This is a genomic window from Anabaena catenula FACHB-362, assembly GCF_014698735.1.
GTDB lineage: Bacteria > Cyanobacteriota > Cyanobacteriia > Cyanobacteriales > Nostocaceae > Anabaena > Anabaena variabilis_A.
In genome coordinates, this window is the sequence record NZ_JACJTQ010000018.1 from 41,688 (window position 1) to 60,099 (window position 18,412).

Sequence of the window (18,412 nt, forward strand, 5' to 3'; positions counted from 1 at the left end):
GCAGTAGTTGGGAATGAATTCAATAAGGCTCTGCCTTCGATTAAATCAGAGCCAGAGCCTCTATAATGGCATTCCCAGTCAGAGACTGGGAACGAGATAATCCTCTGCGTTACTCTGCGCTTACCTCCGTATTCCTCTGTCTTGAAAAGTTGAGCCACTGCGTTGGACGGGTTTCCCGGCTTATAGCAAGTGGCGTTCCTACGCCGGGAAACCCGGCTTTCCTGCGGAACGCTTACGCGAACGAGGAACTTTTCGCTGCGTTTAAAACACTCTAAACTAAAAGTGTTTGCAGCAAAGGTTTATCACTATCTAACTTACCAGTCCGCAACCATTCATCCATTTCAGCAGGTGCTTTTGCTTGAGTTAGCTTTTCGCGTAAATAACTACCTTCAAGAATTTCCTTTTGTAATAATTCCTGGGCAATTTCTTCTAGTAAGTCACGGTTATTTTTCAGAATGCTTAAAGCAATGTGGTGAGCATTATCAACAATTTCCTTCACTTCCCGGTCAATTTCTTCCGTCATTTGGGGACTAATTGTACGCCGAGGATTTCCATAACCTTCAATAAACTGCTGTTGAACTTTTTCAAAAGCAACGGGTCCGAGTTTATCACTCATGCCATAAATTGTAATTGCCCTTTCTGCTAAATCAGTGACTTTTTGAATATCGTCAGAAGCACCAGTTGATACTTTACCAAATACAATTTCTTCCGAAGAACGTCCACCTAATAAAGTGGCAATACGTCCACGAATTTCATCTTCTACCATTAAGAAACGGTCTTCTTCTGGCATTTGGATTGTATAACCCAATGCACCGACACCACGGGGAACAACAGAAATTTTTTCAACTTTACCTGCACCAGGCATTAATGCACCGATGATAGCGTGTCCAACTTCGTGATAAGCAACGGTTTTTTTCTCAATTTCGTTTAACACACGAGAACGTTTTTCTAAACCTGCAATTAAACGTTCAATGGCTTCATTAAAATCTGCCATGAGTACCGCTTGACGGTTATTTCTTGCTGCTAACAAAGCTGCTTCATTGACTAAGTTAGCTAAATCTGCACCAGCAAAACCAGGTGTGCGAGTAGCAATAATTCCTAAATCCACATCTTCTGCTAATTTCACATTTCTAGCGTGGACTTTGAGAATAGCTTCTCGACCGATTTTATCAGGTCTATCGACGACAATTTGACGGTCAAAACGACCGGGACGACGTAAAGCAGGATCGAGAACTTCGGGACGGTTGGTAGCAGCGATGATAATTACACCTGTGTTAGCGTCAAAACCATCCATTTCGGTGAGTAATTGGTTGAGGGTTTGTTCTCTTTCATCGTTACCACCGACGAAACCACCAGGACCACCGCGAGATTTACCTAAAGCGTCTAATTCATCAATGAAGACGATACATGGTGCTTGTTGTTTAGCTTGTTCAAATAAATCGCGGACTCGCGCAGCACCAACACCAACGAATAATTCGATAAATTCTGAACCGGAGATACTGAAGAAGGGAACACCAGCTTCACCTGCGATCGCTTTTGCTAGTAATGTTTTACCTGTACCTGGAGGTCCGACTAACAGCACACCTTTGGGAATTTTTGCCCCTAAATTGGTGTATTTGGTCGCATTTTTGAGAAAATCAACGATTTCTTCTAATTCGGCTTTGGCTTCATCTACACCCGCTACATCCAGGAATTTTACACCTGTGCTGCCTTCAGAATAAATGCGAGCTTTGCTTTTACCTACTGTCAACGCTGCGGGGCCAGCACCTTGACGACTCATTAAAAATGCCCAAATCCCAAAGAAAATTAATGGGGGAGCTACCCAACTCAATACAGTGCCAATCCAGGCGTTTTCGTTTGGTGGTGGTGCAGCAAATTCGACATTATTCTCACGGAGAATTTTCGGTAAATCTAAGTCAATGGCTACAGGTGTAGTTATAAATACCCGTTCAACAGATTTACCTTCCGGGGTTTGGGTTTTGATAGAATATTCAATGCGATCGCTCCCCACAATTGCTTTATCTACTTTACCAGCTTGTACTTGAGCAATAAAATCACTATAGGGAACTTGCTGCAATCGAGTCCCAAACAAACTGGGAACTATCAAGTTCAGCAATAACAAAAGAGTCAATAAAATTAGGAAACTACCCCCAAACTGTCTGATTTTTGGCGGTTTCATTTGTTTGTTATTATCAGTTTCCACAGGCATAATGTCACCTCAACGAAATTTATTTGTTAGTCATTAGTCATTGGTTTATTAACCTTCCCTATTCCCTATTGCCTATTCCCTATTTTCAACTTAATAGCAAAGCAAATAGTCCACATAAAGCAATTCCATCAAATACACCCGCACCACCAATACTCAATACACCCGCACTCATAGCTTGAATATCCTTGAGATGTAGCAAATCAGCACCAATTAAAGTACCTAAAACACCACCCGCAAAAGCCACTGGTGCAGCATGAGGTGAGGCTATTAGCATTGCAGACACAGCCGCAGTCAAAGGAGCAAGCAATGGATTCATTTGAATCCCAATTCCTGGTACTACCTGGGCTGCAAAGTAGCTGACAACAGTCACAATGGCAGTAACTAGTAGAATTGCCAGCGCATTTCCCTGAGAAAATTGGTATAATGCCAACACAACAGGTATTAATCCCCCCCCCACATTCAGAGCTATCACGGTAGAGCGTTGCACATTTCTTAATGGAATACCCCAAAATTCCTTTAACCACAATGCCGCAAATTCATCTGCTAATTGGACGGGAGCTTCTAATCGGTAGATGGGAATATTGATTGTGCTGGTAATAATTACTAGCAACAACAATAAAAAAGCAATGCTAGAAGAAAAACCCAACTTAGCTACCGCAATTTCCACCACGTCTACTGCTAGAGCAAACCAAATAAATGGCAGCAACAGCAATAAAGCCAGAAATAATAGTAATGAAACTGGTAGATAAATCATGGAAATAAAGAAATAGAATGAATTTGGCACTCACATCCTCAAATCCAGCCTTTTGAAAATCTGCAAATAACTATAAAATGCGTTTATTCGACCATTTTCCGGAAATCAACTTTGTGGATGTTGACAGATACAGAATCTAAATAAGTAAAGTTTTGTATCTGTTTTCTATTGTAGAGACTGGATAGTGAAGTCTAAATTCGTGTATACCCTACCCAAAAAATGTGTATTGCCGTACTTTGATGAAAAATCAACTAGGTTTCTTACTTAAGCTACTTCTACTTTCAGCTTTAATCTCATTGTTGATTAAGTATGCCGCTCCGACGTTTTTAATTCCAGCAACATCAACAAATGCAATAATTCTAGTTTTGTTGCCTACTGTGATTATGATAACTATTTTACTTCTGCGAATTCCAGCACAAAAACAAAATTAACTAAAAATCTTTAGTAGGAATCTCTAAAATCAGCTAACCTATCTGAATTACTCAAAAATTTCATCTCACCAAGCTTTGGGAGTTAGTCTGTGAAACTGGGTCAATGGATCGGTTTAATCGCCTTAGTTATATCTTTATATATATTGTGGCAACTGCGTGAAGTGCTGTTACTGATATTTGCTGCTGTTGTTTTAGCAACGGCCTTAAATCGGTTAGCTCAACGTTTGCAAAGCTTAGGGATGAAACGTGGCCTTGCTGTTGTCTTGTCAGTAACTCTCTTTTTTGCTGGTGTGATTGGCTTTTTCTGGCTGATTGTTCCACCCTTTGCCCAGCAATTTCAAGAACTAACTTTACGAGTTCCCCAAGGATTTGAGCGCATTAATAGTTGGATTGACGAACAGAGAACTCACATTCCTGATCAATTAGCACCCTTCATCCCAGATTTTAACACTTTAATAGGAGAAGCACAGCCTTTATTCAATCGCGTATTGGGAAACTCTTTTGCCTTTGTTTCTGGCTCTTTGGTAATTGTTCTAAATATTTTATTAGTGTTAGTGTTGACAGGGATGTTTTTAGCTGCTCCTGATGCTTATATAAAAGTATTTATCCGGTTATTTCCCTCATTTTATCGACGACGGGTAGCGGGAATTTTAGCTCAGTGTGAAAGTTCATTAGAAGGATGGGTGACAGGGGCTTTTATTGCTGTCTTTGTAGTGGGATTGATGAGCTTAGTGGGCTTATCATTTTTGGGTGTGAAGGCAGCTTTAGCATTGGCCGTTTTAGCGGGATTTATGAATTTAATTCCTAATCTTGGACCAACTATGAGTGTAGTGCCGGCGATGGCAATTGCTCTTTTAGATAATCCCTGGAAACCTATTTTTGTCTTAATTCTTTACTTTTTTATTCAACAAGCTGAGAGTAATTTTATCACTCCTGTAGTCATGGCACATCAGGTATCTTTATTACCAGCAGTAACGTTAATTTCTCAATTATTTTTCGTGACTTTCTTTGGCTTTTTAGGATTATTGTTAGCACTACCTTTAACTGTTGTTGCTAAAATTTGGGTACAAGAAGTATTAGTTAAAGATGTTTTGGATGAGTGGAGGCATAATCATCAACAAGCGACTGAGTTGGTGATGGTTTCTGAATCTGCTGATATCAACGATATTCAGGAAGTAGAAGTTATAGGGAAGGATGAAGATTAATTGTAAATAGCATATCTAAAAGCGATCGCTACAGCAGCCATCGCTTTTTTGATAAACTACATTAAATTCTAATCATGGGTTGCACCTAACGGCATAATAGCACCAGTAAGATTTGTTTTATATAGATTTGCTCCACTAATATTTGCGTCTTTTAGATTTGCTTTTTCTAGGTTGGCATGACTCAAATTTGCACCACGCAAGTCGGCTGAAGTTAGGTTAGCTGCATCTAATTTTAAAGCCTGGAAAGATGCCCCACACAAGTTTGATTTACTTAAATTAGCACCACTAAAGTTACCGCTAAGGCTAACACCAACCAAGTTTACTCCACTAAGATTTGCACCACAGAGATTTGTTCCACTATCAAATTTTATGCTTGTTAAATTTGATCCAGACAATTCAGCAGCCGTTAGATTAGCACTATTTAATGCTGTTTGTATCAAATTTGTATTAATAAGGTTCGCAGCAGTTAAGTTAGCAGAAGATAGATTTGCTTCACTCAAGTTAGCAAACCTTAGATTTGCTTGAATGAGTTTTGACTCGATCAAATTTGCCTTAGTTAAATTTGCACTACTCAAGTTAGCCTGACTTAAATCTGTACCTTGCATATTAGTTAATTCGAGGTTTGAATATGATAAATTAGCCCCAGTCAAATTAACTTGACTTAAGTCAGCACCAGATAAGTCAGCCTTTGCTAATGACGCACCTGGAGCAATTAAATAAGCACCTGTTTCAGAAACAAAATCTTTAGGAAAGATGGTTTGTGAATTGTAAATTGCTTTTTGGAGATTTACACCTTCAAGATTTGCATTTTCAAGATTCGCTTCCAACAGATTCGCACTACTCAAATTAGCGTTACTCAAATCTGATCCAATTAGCCTTGCTTTCCTCAAATTAGCGTTACTCAAATTGGCTCCACTTAAGTGAGAACCAATGATGTCAATCTTATAAAGATGCGCTCCAGTAAGGTTTGCTTTTCTTAGTGTGGAATTTTCTAGACTGACTGAGTTTAGTTTAATATTCTCAAAATTAGCATTATCAAAATTAGCTTGATTAAAACTGACATAGCTCATACTTTTACCACTCAAATCAACACCAGCTAAATTAATCCCAGTAAAATCTCTTTCTCCAGCTTCATACCTGCGCCAAAATTCCTCTGCACTAACAGGAATATCCTGATAATCTTCTTCGGCTGCATAAATCCTGTTCACTAACCACATTATTCTCTCAATCTGAAATTCTAAGTTTTTGAAAGCATTGCTATTTTCTGTTTCTTCTGCAATTACATCAACTTCCTCGTCTTTCTCAATTTCATCAATATCAACATTTTTAATAACAACTTCTTTTTCTATCAATACACCTTGACTTTCTTGCCGTTCCACTCTCTCAAAAAACTCCTTCACTATTTCTGCATCATCTATAGTTTTAATGTCAGTTAAATTTTCACCCTCATTCAAATCTTCACTCATATCAGACGACTGATTTAAACACTGTTGCAACTCTGTCACTTGTGCAGTTAACTGGACTATCTCTTGTTGCATAGTTTGAATTTGATATAATTCAGGCCTATTATTAAACTCCTGTTTGAGTTCATCAAAATACTCTTTTAGCCAAGCAATATTTTTTCGTCTGAGATTTTGCTCTGCTTCAACTTGAGAAATCCGATCTGCTAAAGATGCTAAATTGAGTTCTGAGTCAGAGGTATTCATGAATTTTGCGCTAAATGTATTGTGCCTGTATTGATAGTTTTCCCAAAATTAAAGCTAGACTAACAAACACAGGATATACAGCAGTTTTCATATATTTAAACTACACCCTGAATTAATCCATATTCTTTGCGCCTTTGCGCCTTTGCGTGAGATATAAAAATGCGAACCATTGCGGAAATTAACGAAAAAATCAACCAAAAACGCGCCGTAGTGTGGACGGTTGAAGAATTAAAAGCACGAGTTACAGAAATCGGTGTCACCAAAGCCGCTAAAGAAGTTGATGTTATTACCACCGGCACCTTTGAACCAATGGAGTCCAGCGGTGCAATTATTAACCTCGGACACACAGATCCACCCATCAAAATTCGGCGTTGCTGGTTAGATGGCGTGCCAGTATATCCCGGGTTTGGGGCTGTAGATTTATACTTAGGTGCTAGTTGTGGTGTAGAAACAATGGACGGAGAAGAACTCCGAGAACGTGGCGGTGGTCATGTCATCCAAGATTTAATTGCAGGTAAATCCGTACAAGTACGAGCATTAGGACAAGTTACCGATTGCTACCCAAGAGCAACTTTTGAAACAACAGTTACTCGTGAAACTATCAATCAGTTTTATCTATTTAATCCGCGCAATCTTTATCAAAATTTTATTGTGGGGGTAAATGGAGGCGATCGCCCTCTTCACACTTATCTCGGATCTCTGCAACCACGTTTAGGTAATGCAGTTTACTCTAACCCTGGTGCAATTTCCCCCTTACTGAATGACCCCGATTTACAACTTGTGGGGATTGGGACAAGAATATTCTTAGGTGGTGGAATTGGTTATGTAGCTTGGGAAGGTACGCAGCACTTCCCTTTACAAAAGCGGTTAGCTAATCGCACACCTATTGGACCCTCAGCAACTTTAGCCTTAATTGGTGATGCCAAACAAATGGATGCCCGTTGGGTGCGGGGTTGTTACTTCAAAAGTTACGGGCCTTCCTTAATGTTGGGAGTAGGTGTCCCACTTCCCGTTTTAAATGAAACAGTAATTGAACGCTGCGCTGTCCAAAATAAAGACTTAGTAGCACCAATAGTCGATTTTTCCATTCCTCGTCGCGTCCGTCCCACCTTTGGTTTAGTCAGTTACGCACAACTCAAAACTGGAAAAATCTCCATTGAGGGTAAAGCGGTGCGAGTTGCTCCTTTAGCCAGTATGTTTCTCTCACGGCAAGTTTCCTTAGAGTTAAAACAGTGGATTGAAGCAGGCACATTTACCCTTACAGAACCAGTTGCCCCCATTCCTATGGATCGGACTTTTTTACCCCAAGACCGTCGGACTGATTTTTGATCTTGGGGGGAGTATGTCAACTACTCTTGGGTTGGTTTTGGCCGCTTTACAGGCTTAGGAAGAGGCGTTTTTGGTACAGGTTTAGACACCTCTGCTCGCGTAGCAGACGCAGCGGAGGGATCGCCGCTGGTTTTTTTGATCGGAAGTGGAGGCGCTTCCCCATTGCGTCTGGGAGGGAATGGTCTTCTTCCACCACCACCACCACGGGGGGCGCTTCTGAATGGTGGTTTGCGTTTTTTGGGCAAATCAGCGATCGCTTCCGCATTTTCTACTACTAATACGTCCACTTCTCGCTTGACTTTGAAATCCCAAAACTTGCCTACAGCTTTGGTTGTCAGCACACCCCGCAGTTTCAACTTAAAATACTTAGGTTTATCAGTTGGCTTCCGTGGAGCTTGCTTAATTTTCACCACCAAACTCTTATCGTCAAAAGATTGGTAAACTACCTCACCACGTACAGAAAAATAACCATCTGGAATTTCTGAGGATGGTTTTCGAGGTTCAGAAATTTCGTCGGGTTTCTGTAACTCTTGTGAACCCAAATCTTGGTGATCTTCTTCTAGGAAATGTTTAGCCAGATTTTCTGGTTCCCACACTCCGACAATTTGGATGTGTAATGTGTCATTTTCTTGTCTGGTGCGGGGATAAACTACCCACAGATGTTCTGTTTCTAAGTCCAAGTGATTTTTGACCAAACTCATAATCCGCCCTAAGAGGACGGTATTGAGTTCTACACCATCGACAGTGAGCAATGTTCCTTGAGTAAATTGTTCACTGCTAGCAAAGTAGCGACCTCGGACTAATCCGATAGCTCGATACTGCATTGCTTCGCTGGGAGGTGGAATCGGTTGTTGCCGATGGGCTAAATTCCCATTTGAGTTATTATCACTAGGGTTAACTGGTAAATTATCAGGTTGAGAAGAATTAGCTGCTGCTGTTTTCACATGAGCGGCTAGGTCGATTTTAGTTGGAGCCTCTTTGGAGGCAGTAGTGTTAGCGGATTCAGGAGACGGCATCAGGTCGGAATTCATAAAAACTCCTTGCGGCGGAGACACATCCCATAATTGGGATTTTACAAAAGTAGTTGAAAAGAGCGTTTGTGCGGCTGATCAAAGTATATTTCCTTTTAATCTAGCCGCTCTAGAGCGCCCAGAGCGAACGGAAAGGCGCAAAATTTGGCATTTAGAGACTAAATGTGTAATTTAGCGCCTTGACACTAGTTTCGGAAGCATAGCATAGCTACAATTCTGAAGGCTCCTCCTAAAGTCATCAATCACTTTAGCAGCGTAGATAGTTATTTGTTATAAAATTCACAGTCTCATGACCGTATTCCGCAAAGTTTTAGAAATTTTTGACTTTGCGATCTGTGTAAATGTTAATCTCGTGAAAATTCAGAAGAGGGAAAATATTGTGTCTCAACCGCGCAATCGGTGGATAATTCAGGTCGTGTTAGGTCTGGCAGTTTTGGCTTTTATTGGGGTTTCGATTTTACCCATAATTACGGCTTTCAACGATTCTGAATCGGTAGCCCAGAATACTACCAGCACCCCTAGCAGTTCTTCTGCATCTGATCAAAAGTCAAAACTGGCTGATCAAGTTCGGGGTTATGAATTAGTTTTGCAACGAGAACCAGAAAATCAAACTGCACTCAAGGGACTTTTAGAAGCAAGGCTGCAATTACTTAGTCAACAAGGCAGAGGTGAAGTTAAACCAGCTGATATTCAAGCGGTAATTGAACCTTTAGAAAAGCTGGCTAAGTTGAATCCCCAACAAACAGAGTATGGTGTGTTATTGGCACAAGCGAAGCAGCAAATTGGCGATAAGGAAGGAGCAGCCCAAACATATCGCTCAATCTTAGCAACAAAACCAGGTGATCTCAAAGCTTTACAAGGAATGGTAAATCTCCAACTCAGTGAGAAACGCCCTGAAGCTGCTATTGGTTTGCTGCAAGATACTCTATCTGCTTCTACCCAAGCAAATACAATTCAGGCTGGAAGTGTGGATGTAGTCGCTGTACAGGTGCTTTTGGGTAGTGTATACGCTTTTCAGAAAAACGATACTCAAGCTATCTCTGTATACGACCAAGCAATTCAGAAAGATGCTAAGGATTTTCGTCCTGTGTTGGCAAAGGCTATGTTACTAAAAGAACAGGGCAAAGTTGATGAGGCTAAACCTTTGTTTGCAAGTGCCACTGCTTTAGCTCCTGCTCAGTATAAAGACGAGATTAACAAGGCAGCAGGATTACCGACTCCCAGCCCAGCAGTTTCTCCTACTTCTTCACCAGAAACTACACCATCACCAGCAACAACATCCAGTCCATGAGGGAGAAGAGGAAAGGGAGCAGGGTGCGGGGTGCAGGGGAGAGGTATTTTCGTAATCGCTCAATAAATGGGGGCGAACTACCTGTTCGAGAACGATTTTACGCCATTTGAGCCTTGTCATTGAAAGATTTACCCCGGATTATTGAGCGGTTACGTATTTTCCCCCTTGCTCCCCGCTCCCTGCCCCCCAGCTTCTTCTATCACCTAATTTCCTTCTATGGCGGCGATGATACCGAAGAGAATAAATAAACAGCCGCCTATGAAGGTGATTTGTCGTTCAGATATCTTACCTGCTATTAATCTACCACCGATGACTGCGATCGCTGCACAAATTGCGTGTCCTAATATTGCTCCTGCTGTTACACCAATGGGATTATTACTGGCTGCTAGGGCTATTGTGGCTATTTGTGTGCGATCGCCCCACTCTGCTATAAATGTCAATACGAAAGATTTCAGTAACATTGACCAAATGCTTTTTTGCTGACTGTCTAAATGCGCCTTTTCTACTGCTTCTTTTGCTTCTTCTATGACTTCTTCTTCAGCTTTAGCAGGCATTTTTTTAGCATCGTAGAGCAGTTTCAACCCAAAGGCAATAAACAAAGCTATTTCAGCATAATGAACATAAATTTCTGAGCCTTGTGTTAAAGCAGACAGCAATTTCCCAAATATCACTGATAAAACTGTCATTGCTGCTAAAGCAGCTGTTACACCAACGAACACTACCCGTCGTGAGTGCTGCATTGACAAAATTACAGCGATAAAAAAGGTTTTATCACCTAATTCGGAAATGGTAATTAGAACTAAACCTGCGGTAAAAGCTGTTAACACTCTCTCAAGCTCCTGAAGGATATTTTACCTGTGTGGAGCTTCTAATGAGTGTTTAAAGACCTCACTGAAGCTCACACACTCTTTTGGTGTGAACTCAGTGAAGGTCTCGCTTTCAAATACTTTATTATTCGCCATCTGAACCAGGCTCATCGCCAGTATGTTGATTCAAATGTACTGGCTTTTTACGTCGCGCCAGCAGCTACTCCCCTTCTATTCGCTATAAATTATACATTTCTGTCGGTTAGGAGTCAAGGGTTTGGGAAATTAAGAGAAATGAACCGCGAAGGCGCGTTCACGTTCGCGGAGCGTGGCGTTAGCCATAGTGTCCCGTAGGGATAGAGCGCGAAGGTAAGAAGTTTAAGAGAGATTTTGCGTAAGTCCTGAATTGACTCTTGACATTTTACTCTCGTTTTGAGAGTATAGATACAGAACGGTTCAGATAAAGTTGATAATTGAAATTCTTCTCAATAAGATAAGAATCAACCTTTTATCATCATTCCGAAAATTGAGGTTTTCGGTTAACATAACCGTATTGTCAGTCAAACCCTCTCAAACCCTCTCAAACCCTCTCAAACCCTCTCAAACCCTCTCAAACCCTCTCAAAAAAAGAAGGCAAATTTATGAAGTTAATTACAAAACTTAGCAAACAAGGAAATTTTTTCAATGCACTTTATTTCAAAACGCAACCTATGCGAAGATGCGGCAAAATATCCCGATCTCGAAAAACTAATTAAAGGTTGGCAGACAACTGTTAAAAAAGCCGAATGGCAAAATTTAGAGGATGTGCGTAAAATTTATCGTGATGCTGAAGCAGTTGATGAGTTTACTATTTTTAATATCAAAGGTAATAATTACCGTTTAATTGTAGGAATTAATTATGAAACCAAAAAGGTTTACTACAAATACTTGCTAACTCACGCCGACTACAGTAAAAATAAATGGAAAAATGACCCTTAATTTTGATAATCATGCTTATAGTCAATTACTTGCAGAAATCGCTCCTCAAGTAATTGAAACTGAAACTGAGTATGAACGTCTTTTAAAAGTTGCAGAAAATCTAACTTTTAAAAAGAATCTTACTCCAGAGGAGCGAGTTTTAGATAAATTGCTTGTCAGACTAATTGAAGATTATGAGGAAGAAAATTATCCAATGGATGAATCTACACCTCATGAAATATTACAACATATCATGGAATCTAGCGGAATTCGTCAAGCTGACTTAGTACGTATTCTTGGTTCTAGCAGCGGTGTTGTTTCTGAAGTTGTCAACGGTAAACGTTCCATTAGTAAAGCACAAGCAAAAGCTTTGGGAGAATATTTTAAAGTTTCACCCAGTTTATTTATTTGAAGTTTGGTTTTTTTAGGATGTTCAGGTTTTTTGTCAGAATCAGGATTTAAGGATTTTCAGGATTTTTATTGATTATTCAAAAATACCAAAATATCATCTGTCTGAATCAGGATATCCAGGATTTAAGGATTTTCAGGATTTATATTGATTGATTATTCGAGAATACCAAGATATCATCTGTCAGAATCAGGATTTAAGGATTTTCAGGATTTATATTGATTGATTATTCAATCATCCCAAGATATTAAAGATTTACAATATTTTTATTGATGGATTATTTAAGAGGACTAATATATTAAGTAACATTTATTGTTGAAAATCCTGATTCAGACAATAATCCACATCCTGTAAATCCTTAAATCCTGGATATCCTGATTCTGACAAAAAGAATATCTTGCAAATCCCTAAATCCTATAAATCCTGATTCAGACAATAATCCACATCCTGTAAATCCTTAAATCCTGGATATCCTGATTCTGACAATTATTAAATTCTCTAAATCCTAAAATCTTGTAAATCCTGATTCAGACAAACTCATTTATTCTTTCCCAAACACTCTCTAACAAATCAGGATTATCCATATCAATATATTCAATATTAGGAGCTTGTCTAAACCAAGTGCGTTGACGTTTCGCAAATTGTCTTGTATGTAAAACAATTAATTCTTTGGCTTCATCTAAGGAAATTTCACCTGCTAAATATTGCTGGATTTCTTGATATCCTAAAGTATTCAATAAAGATAAATCAGCACCATACTTTTGAGATAAATATTCTACTTCAGCTACTAAACCATCTGCGAACATTTGTTCAGTGCGTCTACGAATTCTTAAATCTAATTTTTCTGCATCACAATCTAAACAAATTTGCAAAATTGGATAATTTGGTGGATTTTCTCCCTGTTGTTCAGAGATGGGAATTCCAGTAACATAATATACTTCCAATGCTCTTAACGTCCGCACCAAATCGTTAGCATGAATTTTTTGGGTTGCAATAGGATCAACTTGTTGTAACATCGGGTAAAGTTGATGTTGACCAAGAGATTCTAATTGCGATCGCAATTCTGGTTGTGGTGCTACCCTGGGAATCTTCATCCCCTGCACAATAGAACGTATATATAAACCAGTTCCACCAACCAACAAAACTGGAGAAACACCAAGATTAGCAATTACAGCTTGTGCTTGTTCCTGGTAATCTGCTACTGTCATTGTTTCAGTTGGCTCACAGATATCTATTAGATAATGTGGCACTAATTTCTGTTCTTCTACCGTTGGTTTAGCTGTACCAATGTCAAACTCACGGTATACTTGACGAGAGTCAGCACTCAAAATAACAGAATCTAACCGCCTAGCTAAACTCAACGCTAAACTAGACTTCCCCGTTGCTGTCGCTCCACAAATCACAATTAATTTAGTCATTAGTTATTAGTCATTCGTCATTAGTCACTTTCCTCTCTTTCCCTTCTTTCCCTTCTTCCCTCTGTCACCTGTCACCTGTCACCTGTCACCTATGGGTTCCATCCCCTATATAAACTTCTCATTAAATTGCGCTACAGACGGCAGCAAGGCTTTTGTGTTATAATTTTGGGGTGATTTGACTTTTTCAGCCTTTTGGCAAGTTCAACCCCAAGCATCAGGAGAATTTTCATGACGAGCAGTTACAGTGCCGATCAGATTCAAGTTCTGGAAGGTCTGGAAGCCGTCCGCAAACGACCAGGGATGTACATCGGTACTACAGGTCCGCGAGGACTCCATCATTTAGTTTACGAGGTGGTGGACAACTCTGTTGATGAAGCTTTAGCGGGTCATTGCACCCATGTTGAGGTAGATATCAATGCTGATGGTTCCGTAACCGTAACAGATGATGGTCGGGGTATCCCTGTCGATCTTCACCCAAAAACGGGGAAATCGGCTTTAGAAACAGTGTTAACCGTACTTCACGCCGGGGGTAAGTTTGGCGGTGGTGGCTACAAAGTCTCTGGGGGTTTACACGGAGTTGGGATTTCGGTAGTTAATGCCCTGTCAGAGTTTGTGGAAGTTACAGTTTGGCGAGACAAAAAGGTTCATACTCAGCGATATGAACGCAGTTTCCCTGTCACTGAATTGGTAGCAAAGCCTTATAAAGAAGCTAGAACTGGAACTTCTATCACTTTTAAGCCAGATACGGAAATTTTTACCACCAGCATTGAATTCGATTACATCACTTTATCAGGTCGCTTGCGAGAATTGGCGTATCTGAATGCAGGTGTCAGAATTATTTTCACTGATCATCGTCTTGAACTCCTCAAAAGTGAAACACCGAAGATAGAAACTTACGAGTATAAAGGCGGTATCAAAGAGTATATCGCTTACATGAACCGGGATAAGCAGCCCCTACATGAAGAAATTATCTATGTCCAAGGGGAACGTAACAATGTTCAGGTAGAAGTTTCGTTACAGTGGTGTACTGATGCTTATACCGATAATGTCCTCGGTTTTGCTAATAATATTCGCACCATTGATGGTGGTACGCACTTAGAAGGTTTAAAAGCAGTTCTCACTCGGACATTAAATGCGATCGCTCGCAAACGGAATAAAATTAAAGAAGGTGAACCAAACCTCAGTGGTGAACACGTCCGCGAAGGTTTAACCGCTGTCATTTCTGTTAAAGTTCCAGATCCTGAATTTGAAGGACAAACCAAAACTAAACTTGGTAATACAGAAGTTCGCGGTATCGTCGATTCTTTTGTGGGAGAAGTCCTCACAGAATATCTAGAATTTCACCCAGCTATAGCTGATTCGATTTTAGATAAAGCTATTCAAGCATTTAAAGCTGCTGAAGCTGCCCGTCATGCGCGGGAATTGGTACGACGGAAATCGGTTTTGGAATCTTCGCCCTTACCAGGTAAGTTAGCAGATTGCAGTTCCCGTGATCCTGCTGAATCTGAAATATACATAGTTGAAGGCGATTCAGCGGGTGGAAGCGCAAAGCAAGGGCGCGACCGCCGTACCCAAGCAATTCTTCCTCTCCGTGGTAAAATTCTTAACATCGAAAAAACCGACGATGCAAAAATCTATAAAAATAACGAAATTCAAGCGTTAATTACTGCACTCGGTTTAGGTGTAAAAGGTGAAGAATTCAACCCCGCCCAATTACGATATCATCATATAGTATTAATGACTGATGCTGACGTAGATGGGGCGCACATCCGCACTCTGTTGTTAACTTTCTTCTATCGATATCAACGGGCGCTGATTGAACAAGGTTTCATCTATATTGCTTGTCCTCCACTGTATAAAGTAGAACGGGGAAAAAATTACCAGTATTGTTATAGCGAACGGGAATTGCAACAGCACCTAGCTACTCTTCCCAGCAATGCTAACTATACCATTCAGCGTTTTAAAGGTTTGGGGGAAATGATGCCAGAACAACTCTGGACAACCACAATGAACCCAGAAACCCGTACCCTCAAACGAGTAGAAATTGAAGATGCAGCCGAAGCTGATCGTATCTTTACCATCTTAATGGGCGATCGCGTCGCACCCCGACGAGAATTCATTGAAACCTATGGTTCCAAGCTTAACATGATAGATTTAGATATCTAACATCAACCTCCTTATCTTAAAAATTAGCAATAGGTAAGGGGTTATAGCATTTCCTAGTCTAATGAAGTACAAAATTATCTGCGTTTATCTGCGTCCATCTGTGTTTAACTATTACTGCTCATACCTCACTTGAATGGGAATTGCTATATCCTCTTTCCTCTGCGTTCTCTGCGCCTCTGCGGTTCGATAAATTACCTCTCAACCACAAAGGCACAGAGTCAAAAAAAGGATTTTTCAAATCACCTTGAAAGGGATGATGATAAGATTATTTTTAAACCCTTGACTAATCTTTCTATCCCTGCTTTTGCGGTGTCTTGTTGCAATGCACCATAAGCAACTCGTAAATAACAACCATCTTCCATCCCAAATGTTGTCCCAGGGATAACGGCTACTTGATGTTCTTGAATCAATTGTTTCACTAATTCAAAAGCATCCATTTGGGTATGCACTTTTAAGAAAAAATAGAATGCGCCATTTGCTGGTGTAACAGTGCATAATCCTTGCAGTTGCTTGAGTTCATTCACAACTACTTGCCGAACTTGTGCGATCGCTCTAATATTATCTTTTAAGTAGTCTTCTTTTGCCTTTAACGCCCCTACCGCAGCATATTGGGAAACCACAGGAGGACAAATCAAAATCGTATCTTGCACTTTTTTGACAGCATTTAGCAGGTGTTGGGGAATTACCATATAGCCAATACGCCAACTTGCAAAACCATAAGCTTTAGAAAGGCTATAAAGGGAAATTGTGTATTCACTACTTCCCGGAAATGCACCAGGAGAAATGTGCTTCACTCCATCATAAGTGAAATATTCATAAGCCTCATCACTAATGTGGTAAATACCCTTTTCTCTACAAATTTCATTAACTTGATGTAATGCTGTTTCTGAATAAACTACACCTGTAGGATTATTAGGAGAAATGGTTACTATAGCGCGGGTTTTGGTTGTAATAGCTTGGGCTATAGCTTCAGGACGTAATTGATAATTTTCATCTGTTCCCACTAATATAGGACAACAACCCGCCATTTTAATCGCCATTTCATGATTAAAATAGTAGGGTATATTTAATATAATTTCGTCACCAGAACAAGTAATCGCTAAAATAGCATTCATAAACCCCATATTGCTGCCGGCTGTGACAACAATACAATTTTCGTTATTAATATCAATGCCGTTAAATATGGATAATTTTGTAGTTAATTCGCTTAATAATTGGGGAATTCCTACAACTGCTTGGTAAAGATGATTATTGGCTTCAGCCAGAAATTTTGGTAAAATTTCTATTGCTTCCGGTGGTGGGCTATAGTGAACTACACCTTGTCCGAGAGAAATTGTACCAGGAAAGTGTTTAATTAATTCCCCAACAACGGGAATAATCGGCGATTGTACCGCATTCATTCGAGATAATTCGTAATTCATAAAATGGGCTGATTTATTTTAATTTTTCAGGTTAAAAGCTTTAATTACTCAACGGTGGAGGAAAACGAATATCAGCATTGAAACGAGGAATATTTGCACTTTGATGAATGGGTAAAACAGATTCTAAATTTTCATGGGGACGAGGAATAATATGATGCGAAAGTATCTCGCCACCATTAACTTTTAAAACTGATTCTAGTCCCTGATCTATTGCCATATTCACTTCACCCACCTCACCACGAATCAATATTGTAATTCTTCCTAAATCAGTGTTTTCATAACCAACAAAAGTGATACGGGCTGCTTTACACATTGCGTCAGCTGCTTCCACTGCTGCGGGAACGCCGTATACTTCTATCATGCCCAGTGCTAATGTCAATGTTGTTTTTCTCCAATTCAAAATTAATAATTTTTTTTTATTAAAAATCTTTACCAATCACCAATTACCAATCACCAATTACCAATCACCCATTACCTATCTCCCGTTCAGGTATACCCACTGGTGACAAAAGTGCTATTGCTCTCAGGTTTTGACAACGAATTAATTCGCTAAAATCTAACCCAGTACGTCCTTCAATTTTGGCTACTGTCTCAATGGCGGTTAACAAATGCTGTGCTGCTTCCGTTTCTGAGTAACCCCGGCGTTGGGCGACACGAATGGCGGCTACATCAGCGTTTAACTGTGACTCTTGTGATTGGTTACTGCGCCAAATGCGAATAGCCGCTAAAGTACTTAATCCCCCAGCTATCACTACACCCACTAAATCAGACTGAGTGGCTTCCACTATTCCACCTAACAACCCTGCTAACACCACACCCTGATAGATATCTGGTTGCAGCCACTTTACTCCTGTTAACCAACTAACCTGATGCAACAGCAGTAAATCTCGTTGCGGTTTCGTCAAGCGTCGCCATAAATCAAAATTAATATAAATCGGTCTTTCCTGATTCCAGGGTAAGGGAAAATCAGCATTTATGACCTTTTTTTGCTCTACTTTACTGACGATTTTCGTCATCATCCGCCCAGAAGCAGGCATTACATCTAACAAACGGCGAATTTCAATATTTGGCTCCATCATATTAATTATTAGGCATAATCTCTAAAAAATTTTAAGAAAAAATTTTAAGTCTCGTAGGGTGGGCATTGCCCACCTTAGCAAGGATTTGGTGCAGGCGAAACCCATCTTATCAATAAAGGCAAAGTATTCTCAATAACGGCTAAAATATTTGCATCAATGCCTATTTATTGACAATACTTTACTCCATCACTATGACTCTG

General features: G+C 40.0%; 15 protein-coding genes. 6 read left to right on the plus strand and 9 right to left on the minus strand.

The features are described from left to right. Positions 1–271 precede the first annotated feature (271 nt). The gene (gene ftsH / locus H6G68_RS13255; RefSeq protein ID WP_190907066.1) at positions 272–2,209 is read right to left on the minus strand and encodes an ATP-dependent zinc metalloprotease FtsH; all 1,938 of its coding nucleotides are present in this window, start codon (positions 2,207–2,209) and stop codon (positions 272–274) included. A gap of 85 nt (positions 2,210–2,294) precedes the next feature. Further along, the gene (locus H6G68_RS13260; protein ID WP_190907135.1) at positions 2,295–2,963 is read right to left on the minus strand and encodes a DUF1614 domain-containing protein; all 669 of its coding nucleotides are present in this window, start codon (positions 2,961–2,963) and stop codon (positions 2,295–2,297) included. A 520-nt stretch (positions 2,964–3,483) separates the two neighbouring features. Between H6G68_RS13260 and H6G68_RS13265 the strand changes: the two genes are divergently transcribed. Further along, positions 3,484–4,599, plus strand: coding sequence for an AI-2E family transporter (locus H6G68_RS13265; RefSeq protein ID WP_190907067.1), 1,116 nt, complete (start codon positions 3,484–3,486; stop codon positions 4,597–4,599). A gap of 68 nt (positions 4,600–4,667) precedes the next feature. On the opposite strand, the gene H6G68_RS13270 is transcribed toward H6G68_RS13265, so the two are convergent. Beyond that, a complete protein-coding gene (locus H6G68_RS13270) occupies positions 4,668–6,305 on the minus strand; it encodes a pentapeptide repeat-containing protein (RefSeq protein ID WP_190907068.1) in 1,638 nt (545 codons plus the stop codon). A gap of 159 nt (positions 6,306–6,464) precedes the next feature. On the opposite strand from H6G68_RS13270, the gene H6G68_RS13275 reads away from it, so the two are divergent. After that, complete coding sequence (locus H6G68_RS13275; RefSeq protein WP_190907069.1) at positions 6,465–7,634, plus strand: homocysteine biosynthesis protein; 1,170 nt, start codon at positions 6,465–6,467, stop codon at positions 7,632–7,634. A 20-nt stretch (positions 7,635–7,654) separates the two neighbouring features. On the opposite strand, the gene H6G68_RS13280 is transcribed toward H6G68_RS13275, so the two are convergent. Next, entirely contained in the window at positions 7,655–8,665 is a 1,011-nt protein-coding gene (locus H6G68_RS13280; RefSeq protein ID WP_190907070.1) for a hypothetical protein, read from the minus strand. A gap of 379 nt (positions 8,666–9,044) precedes the next feature. On the opposite strand from H6G68_RS13280, the gene H6G68_RS13285 reads away from it, so the two are divergent. Next, positions 9,045–9,956 carry a tetratricopeptide repeat protein gene (locus H6G68_RS13285; protein WP_190907071.1) on the plus strand — a complete coding sequence of 304 codons (912 nt, stop codon included), beginning with the start codon at positions 9,045–9,047 and terminating at the stop codon, positions 9,954–9,956. 203 nt (positions 9,957–10,159) lie between these two features. On the opposite strand, the gene H6G68_RS13290 is transcribed toward H6G68_RS13285, so the two are convergent. After that, a complete protein-coding gene (locus tag H6G68_RS13290) occupies positions 10,160–10,783 on the minus strand; it encodes a TMEM165/GDT1 family protein (RefSeq protein ID WP_190907072.1) in 624 nt (207 codons plus the stop codon). Between the two features lie 663 nt (positions 10,784–11,446). Here H6G68_RS13290 and H6G68_RS13295 point away from each other — a divergent pair. Further along, complete coding sequence (locus tag H6G68_RS13295; protein WP_190907073.1) at positions 11,447–11,740, plus strand: type II toxin-antitoxin system HigB family toxin; 294 nt, start codon at positions 11,447–11,449, stop codon at positions 11,738–11,740. Next, a complete protein-coding gene (locus tag H6G68_RS13300; RefSeq protein ID WP_190907074.1) occupies positions 11,730–12,131 on the plus strand; it encodes a helix-turn-helix domain-containing protein in 402 nt (133 codons plus the stop codon). Before H6G68_RS13295 ends, H6G68_RS13300 begins: the two co-directional genes overlap by 11 nt. Before the next feature lie 524 nt (positions 12,132–12,655). Here H6G68_RS13300 and miaA read toward each other — a convergent pair. Then, positions 12,656–13,546: a tRNA (adenosine(37)-N6)-dimethylallyltransferase MiaA gene (gene miaA, locus H6G68_RS13305; protein WP_190907075.1), complete on the minus strand. Its 891-nt coding sequence runs from the start codon at positions 13,544–13,546 to the stop codon at positions 12,656–12,658. Between the two features lie 228 nt (positions 13,547–13,774). Between miaA and gyrB the strand changes: the two genes are divergently transcribed. Then, positions 13,775–15,712: a DNA topoisomerase (ATP-hydrolyzing) subunit B gene (gyrB, locus tag H6G68_RS13310; protein ID WP_190907076.1), complete on the plus strand. Its 1,938-nt coding sequence runs from the start codon at positions 13,775–13,777 to the stop codon at positions 15,710–15,712. A gap of 239 nt (positions 15,713–15,951) precedes the next feature. Here the strand turns inward: gyrB and H6G68_RS13315 are convergent, their stop codons facing one another. From H6G68_RS13315 to H6G68_RS13325, 3 genes are all read right to left on the minus strand, one after another. Beyond that, on the minus strand, positions 15,952–17,133 hold the full coding sequence (locus tag H6G68_RS13315) for a pyridoxal phosphate-dependent aminotransferase (protein WP_190907077.1): 1,182 nt from the start codon (positions 17,131–17,133) through the stop codon (positions 15,952–15,954). A gap of 40 nt (positions 17,134–17,173) precedes the next feature. Beyond that, positions 17,174–17,512, minus strand: a complete 339-nt coding sequence (locus H6G68_RS13320; RefSeq protein ID WP_190907078.1) for a carbon dioxide-concentrating mechanism protein CcmK — start codon at positions 17,510–17,512, stop codon at positions 17,174–17,176. An 85-nt stretch (positions 17,513–17,597) separates the two neighbouring features. After that, a complete protein-coding gene (locus H6G68_RS13325; protein ID WP_190907136.1) occupies positions 17,598–18,209 on the minus strand; it encodes a DUF3318 domain-containing protein in 612 nt (203 codons plus the stop codon). Positions 18,210–18,412: the final 203 nt, after the last annotated feature.